Origin of the sequence: Actinomadura sp. NPDC000929, from assembly GCF_040492065.1 — a bacterium.
Taxonomy (GTDB): Bacteria; Actinomycetota; Actinomycetes; order Streptosporangiales; family Streptosporangiaceae; genus Spirillospora; species Spirillospora verrucosospora.
Genome location: NZ_JBEUPA010000061.1, coordinates 35,418 through 41,615 on the forward strand (window position 1 = coordinate 35,418; position 6,198 = coordinate 41,615).

At 76.9% G+C, this 6,198-nt stretch carries 6 protein-coding genes; 4 read left to right on the top strand and 2 right to left on the bottom strand.

The features are described 5' to 3' along the window. The first annotated feature begins 125 nt into the window (after positions 1–125). Positions 126–731 (top strand): response regulator transcription factor, encoded by a 606-nt coding sequence (locus ABWI04_RS21780; RefSeq protein WP_353833594.1) that lies wholly within the window; start codon positions 126–128, stop codon positions 729–731. Here the strand turns inward: ABWI04_RS21780 and ABWI04_RS21785 are convergent. Beyond that, on the bottom strand, positions 728–2,803 hold the full coding sequence (locus tag ABWI04_RS21785; protein WP_353833595.1) for a sensor histidine kinase: 2,076 nt from the start codon (positions 2,801–2,803) through the stop codon (positions 728–730). The two genes, ABWI04_RS21780 and ABWI04_RS21785, sit on opposite strands and share 4 nt — an antisense overlap. 126 nt (positions 2,804–2,929) lie before the next feature. On the opposite strand from ABWI04_RS21785, the gene ABWI04_RS21790 reads away from it, so the two are divergent. Both ABWI04_RS21790 and bdeA read left to right on the top strand, forming a co-directional pair. Next, positions 2,930–3,064, top strand: coding sequence for a hypothetical protein (locus tag ABWI04_RS21790; protein ID WP_353833596.1), 135 nt, complete (start codon positions 2,930–2,932; stop codon positions 3,062–3,064). Between the two features lie 123 nt (positions 3,065–3,187). Then, entirely contained in the window at positions 3,188–4,063 is an 876-nt protein-coding gene (gene bdeA / locus ABWI04_RS21795) for a bis(hydroxyethyl) terephthalate hydrolase (protein ID WP_378190560.1), read from the top strand. A 22-nt stretch (positions 4,064–4,085) separates the two neighbouring features. Here bdeA and ABWI04_RS21800 read toward each other — a convergent pair whose 3' ends face one another. Beyond that, entirely contained in the window at positions 4,086–5,342 is a 1,257-nt protein-coding gene (locus ABWI04_RS21800; RefSeq protein WP_345182679.1) for a PucR family transcriptional regulator, read from the bottom strand. Positions 5,343–5,617: 275 nt separating this feature from the next. Between ABWI04_RS21800 and ABWI04_RS21805 the strand changes: the two genes are divergently transcribed. Continuing rightward, positions 5,618–6,198 (top strand): ATP-binding protein (locus ABWI04_RS21805; protein WP_353833597.1); only part of this gene is annotated, 581 nt, incomplete at its 3' end.

Below are 6,198 nucleotides of genomic sequence, written 5' to 3' on the forward strand. Positions count from 1 at the left end.
CCCACAAGTCTTGTGACCTGCGGTTCCGGCCACCAGAGAGGAGATCACCGGCCACCCGTGACCTCGTCATGGGTCCGGGCGTGACGCCGTCCGGGGCGGTCGGCGCCGGCTGGTAGACATATGCCGTGATCAAGGTGCTTCTCGCCGACGACCACCACGTGGTGCGCGGCGCCCTCGCCGCCCTGCTGGGGCTCGAACCCGACCTCACCGTGGTGGCCGAGGTCGAGCGCGGGGACGAGGTGCTGCCCGCGGCCCGCTCGACCCGTCCCGACGTCGCCGTGCTGGACATCGACATGCCGGGCCTGGACGGCCTCGCGGCCGCGGCGGCGCTGCGCGAGGCCCTCCCCGACACCGCGACGCTGATGCTCACCGGGCACGGCAAGCCCGGCCACCTGCGCCGCGCCCTGACGGCGGGGGTCCGCGGCTTCCTGCTGAAGACGGCGCCGCCGGACGAGCTGGCCGCCGGCATCCGGAAGGTCGCCGCCGGGGAGCGGGTCCTCGACCCGAACCTCGCGCTCACCGCCTGGGACCTCGCCGACAACCCGCTCACCCCGCGCGAGACCGACGTGCTGCGGCTCGCGGCGGAGGGCGCGGAGGCCCCGGAGATCGCCGGGCGGCTCCACCTGTCCGCCGGGACGGTGCGCAACTACCTGACGGCCGCCGTCACCAAGCTCAACGCCCGCAGCCGCACCGACGCCGCGCGCATCGCACGCGAAGCGGGCTGGCTCTAGCCGATCCTCGCCTCCAGCCGGAAGCATCCCTTTCCGTCGGCGCGCGCGCTGAGCGTTCCGCCCGCCGAGGCGAGCCGCGTGGTCAGGTTCCCGATGCCGGCGCCGGGCGCCGTCCGGGGGGCCGCCGGGTCGAGCCCGTCGTTCTCCACGACCAGCCAGACGGCGGCGCCGTCCTCCCCGGTCGCGATGGTGCAGCGGGTGGCGGCGCTGTGGCGGAGCACGTTGGTCACCGCCTCGCGCAGGACCGTGCCGAGCACCGCCGACACGCGCCCGTCCAGGACCGGGTGCCCGAGGACGGTCTCGACCTCGACCCCGGCGGCGGCGAGCACCGACCGCGCCGACGCCGCCTCACCGTCCAGCGCGAGTTCGGCGTCCCCGCCGGTCGCGGTGCGCAGGTCCGCGCGGGCCTGCTCGGCCATGGCGACGACCTCGGCGAGCTCCGCGCGGGCGCGGTCCGGGTCCGCCCCGGCGAGCCGGCGGGCCAGCTCGCACCTGAGCAGGATCGCCGCCAGGCTGTGCCCGAGCAGGTCGTGCAGGTCCCGGGCGGCGCGCAGCCGCTCCTGGACGGTCGCCGCCCTCGCCAGCTCGTCCCCGGCCGCCCGCAGGTCCCGCACCAGCCGCGCCAGCCGGACGAGCCCGTACACCACCAGGCCCGTCACCAGCGTGCTGACCACGTAGTTGGCGACGGCCGCGGCGCCGAGCCCGAGGGCCCGAGCGGCGGCGCCGGTCACCGCCATGGACGCCGCCACGAGCGGGACGGCGGCCCACGCGGGGAGCCCCACCAGGAACGTCCCGGCGAGGAACCCGGCGACGCCCAGCCACGCCTTCCCGAAGACGGCGAGGGGGGCGAAGCAGAGGACGGCCAGGACCGGCGGCCACCACCGGGGCCGCCCGCGCCCGGCCCAGAGCAGCTCCACCGCCGAGATCAGCGCCAGCCCCGCCGCGGCGGCCGGCCACCGCGGCCCCCACGGGACCAGCAGCAGCCCCTTGACGGAGAACCCCGCCAGGACCGCGGCCAGCAGCGCGAGCGAGAGCCGGTAGGCCGCCCGGTCGGGCAGGCTCACGGTGCGGTCCCCCGCCGCGACGGCGGCCTCCACCGCGAACCGGCCGTCCCCGTCCAGGCCGGCCGAGAAGGTCCCGCCCGCCGCGCGCACCCGTTCCGCCGCCTGCTCCAGGCCCTCCGCGCCGCGCTCGGCCGTGCGGACGCCGTCGTTGACCACCCGCAGCCCGACCAGGACGCCCCGCTCCGACGTCGCGATCAGGCAGGTCCGCGCGGAACCGGCGCGCACCACGTCCGTCACCGCCTCGCGCAGGACCGTCGCCAGCAGCGCCCCGGCCGGGCCGAGCGGCTCCCGGTGGCCCTCGCGCACCTCGGGCCGGACGTCCGCCGCCTCCAGCAGCGCCCGCGCCGCCGCCATCTCGGGGGCCAGCGACATGCTCCGCAGCCCCGCCGCGGCCGTGCGCGCCCTGTTCAGCGACTCCCTGGCCACCGCCAGCACGTCCGCGACGGACTCCGGGCGGTCGAGGGCGCGCCGGCTGCCGGCCGAGATCGCCCGCAGGCCGTCGCCGAGCCCGCCGTCCAGCTCCGCCGCGATCCGCAGCCGCTCCCGTTCCACGGCCGCCACGGTGAGGGGCAGCCGGGCCGCCGCGACGTCGTCCGCCCGGTCGGCCAGCCGCACCAGCCCGTAGACGACGAGCCCGGTCAGCAGGCAGCTGATCGTGACGTCGGCGCTCGCGCCGCCGCGCAGGGCGTCCGCGAGCGCCGCGCTCGCCAGGACGCAGGCGGCGGCCGGCCAGGCGCCCGCGAGCAGCAGCGACCCGACGACGAAGCCGAGGATCCCAGCCGACGTCCCGAACGCGACGACGCCCGCGTAGGCGGCGGCCGCCTGCGCGGCCAGGCTCCAGCCGCCGCGCCATCGCCGCCAGCGCGGCACGACCTGGACGAACTGGGCCAGCAGGACTACCAGCACGAGGGCGGTCGCCGCGGCCGCCCGCGCGGCGCCCTCAGTCCGCGAGGGCGCCGCCAGCGCGTACACCGCGGCGAACGAGGCGAGCACCACCCCGACGATCACCCGTGCCGACCGCGGCCCCGCCGGTACCGCCCCTGCCACCCGTCCCCCGCTTCCCGGCCCCTGCTTCCCGTTCCGAGGGCCGCCGTCCCCGCCGCCCGCGCCCGCGAGTCCGGACCACGGCGGCGGGTGCCAGGGTACGAGGTCGTCGAGAACGTGACCGTCCGGGACGCCGTCCCGGCGCAGCTGTGGTGCCGCGACGACGTGCTGCGGCCGTTCGGCTTCTTCCGGCTGGTCAGGGCGGTCGTCCGGAATGGCCGGTGATTTCGCCGATGTCGGCGGACGCGGCGCGGGCCGAGAATGTGCGTCCCGGAGCCGGGTGACCGGCCCCGCCCCGTTTCCGGAGCCGCCCCTCGGCTCCGCCCCCCGGAACAGGAGCGAACCGACGTGCCCACCCTCACCGCACGCGCGGCGAAGACGGCGCTGGCCGCGGCGCTGACCGCGGCCGCCATCGCCGTCCCCCAGACCGCCCGGGCCGCCGACAACCCCTACGAGCGCGGCCCCGCCCCGACGCAGCAGAGCATCGAGGCCCTCCGCGGCCCGTTCGCGACGTCCCAGACGAGCGTGTCGTCCCTGAGCGTCACCGGCTTCGGCGGCGGAACGATCTACTACCCGACGAGCACCGCCGAGGGGACCTTCGGCGCCGTGGCAGTGGCGCCCGGCTACACCGCCGACCAGACCAGCATGGCCTGGCTCGGGCCCCGGCTCGCCTCGCAGGGCTTCGTCATCTTCACGATCGACACCCTCACCCGCCTCGACCAGCCCGACAGCCGCGCCCGGCAACTGGAGGCCGCGCTCGACTACCTCACGCAGCGCAGCACCGTCCGGACCCGGATCGACACGACCCGGCTCGGCGTGATGGGCCACTCGATGGGCGGCGGCGGGACGCTGGAGGCCGCCGAGGACCGGCCGCAGCTCCAGGCCGCGATCCCGCTGACGCCGTGGGACCTGCAGAAGAACTTCTCGGACGTGCGCGTCCCCACCATGATCATCGGCGCGCAGGCGGACACGGTCGCGCCGGTCGCCACGCACTCCCAGCCGTTCTACGAGAGCATCCCGGCGGCGTCGGAGAAGGCGTACCTGGAGCTGGCGGGCGCCAGCCACTTCGCGCCCAACACCTCGAACACGACGATCGCGAAGTACAGCATCTCCTGGCTCAAGCGGTACATCGACAACGACACCCGCTACGACCAGTTCCTGTGCCCGGCGCCCTCGCGCGACCTCACCATCTCCGAGTACCGGGACACCTGCCCGAACTCCTGACCCCGGTCGCCGACCGGACCCCCTACCGGCCGGGCCGCCCGCCTCCCCGCGCGGGCGGCCCCTCGGCGTTCGGGCCGGGCCCGCCGTCCCCGGGGCCGTGCAGCCGCAGCGCGCTCAGCGCGAGGACGAGCTCGACCAGGTCGCCGGGCCGGGCGAGGGTCCGCCCGGTGAGCCGCTCGATCCTGCGGAGCCGGTTCAGGACGGTGTTGCGGTGGCAGAACAGCCGGTCGGCCGCGCGGGCCGCCGAGCCGCCGCACTCCAGCCAGGTCTCCAGCGTCGTCAGCAGGGCGTCGCGGAACCCGGGGTCGACGTCCCCGAGCCCGCCGAGCGCGACCTCCCCGAGGCGTCCGGCGAGACGGGGCTGGGACAGCACGAGCGCGTCGGGGAGCCGGCGGTCCAGGCGGGCGATCTGGTTGCCGGGGCCGCGGCACGTCCGCAGCGCCAGCTCGGCGAACCAGCGGGCGCCGCCCAGCTCGGCGAGGCTGCCGACGACCGGGCTCACGCCGGCGTGCGACCGGGCGTAGGGGCGGACGGCGTCGACGAGGTCGTCGAGCTCCGCGGCGCCGAGCGCGACCAGCGCCACCTGCGCGTCGGTGCGCAGCCGCCAGATGAACCGCATCCCGCCGGTGTCGCCCGGCCGCCGGTTCACCCCGTCCCCGAAACCGCCCTCCGCGCCGAGCATCACCACGGCGTAGCGGCCGGTCGCGGGCAGCCCGAGGACGGACGTGGCGGTCGCGAGCAGCCCGCCGTCGGCGCCCTGGCCGTCCAGGAGGGCGTCCACGATCGCCTGGACGCGCTCCTCGCTGCGCCGCGCGAGGTCCAGCTCCGTGCGGTGGTAGGCGGCGGCCGCCGCGCCGGACTGCTGGTCGATCGTGTCCCAGGTGCGGGTCGCCTGCCGGATCAGCGCCGCGACGTTCTCCGGGTCGTGCCGTCCGACGACCTCGACGACGGCCTCCCAGAACACCCGCCCGGCGAGCCGGTAGGAGCGCAGCAGCTGGTCGAGCGGCTGCCCCTGGTGCGCGCGCCGCTGCCCGAGCCGCCGCGCCCACTCCAGGTCGGCGCGGCCGCGGCCCGGGTCCAGGATCGTCTTGAAGCCGTGCCCGAGCCCGGTGTGGCACATCTCCCACACGTCGTGGCGGAAGGCGTCGTCGCGGTCGCCGCGGTCACCGGAGAGGATCTCGGCGGTGAGCCGGTCGGCGAGGTCCGGCAGCCGGTCCGCGAGCCGCAGCACCGCCTTGCGCATGATCGTGCGATCGGCGTCCACCTGGCCGACGTTCATCGCGGGCCACCTCCAGCAACGGGCGCGCCCCGCACAACGCGGGGGCCTCATCGTGCCACCACGGGGGCGCACGGGCCATCGTGGGACGCCGACACTGTGCGCGGTCACAACGGCCGCCGCTCCGCGTTGCGCCGCGTCCCCGAAACCGGAGCCCGCTCTGGACCGGTGCCGGGCGCCCGTGTTGCCCTAGGGTCCCCTTCCCTTTTTGAGACCCCGTCCAATAGGGCCTCCCACGGCTCGCGGGCGAGGGTGGTTCCCGCCGAGGAGGGACCGGCATGACACACGAACGGCTGCACGGACGCGAACGCGACCTTCGGACGATCGAGGCGATGCTCGACCGGGCCCGGGACGGGCACGGCGGCGCACTGGTCGTCGCCGGAGACGCCGGTATCGGCCGGACGGCCCTCCTGGAGGCCGCCGTGAGCGGCGCCGGCACGGGCTTCCGCACGCTCGGCACGACCGGGGTGCCCGGCGAGACCGGCGTCCCCTACGCGGGGCTGCACCGGCTGCTGCGCCCCCTGTCCGAACAGGTCGCCCAGCTGCCGCCGACGCACCGGGACGCCCTCGCCGCGATCCTGTCCGGCGCGCCCCGCGCCGCGCCGTTCGTGCTGTTCACGGCGGTGTGCGAGCTGCTGGGCCGGGCCGCGCGGAAGGGGCCCGTGCTGTGCTGGGCCGACGACGTCCACCGGCTCGACGCGGGCTCGCTGGAGGTGCTGGCGTTCGCGGCGCGGCGCGTCGAGGACGAGCCCGTGGCGGTGCTAGTTGTGCCGCCGGTGAACAGAAGAGCGGCCAGGTCGTCGGGGGCCGGGCCCTCCACCGGGGCCGCCGAGTCCGCGGGTCTGGCCGGCCGGAGATC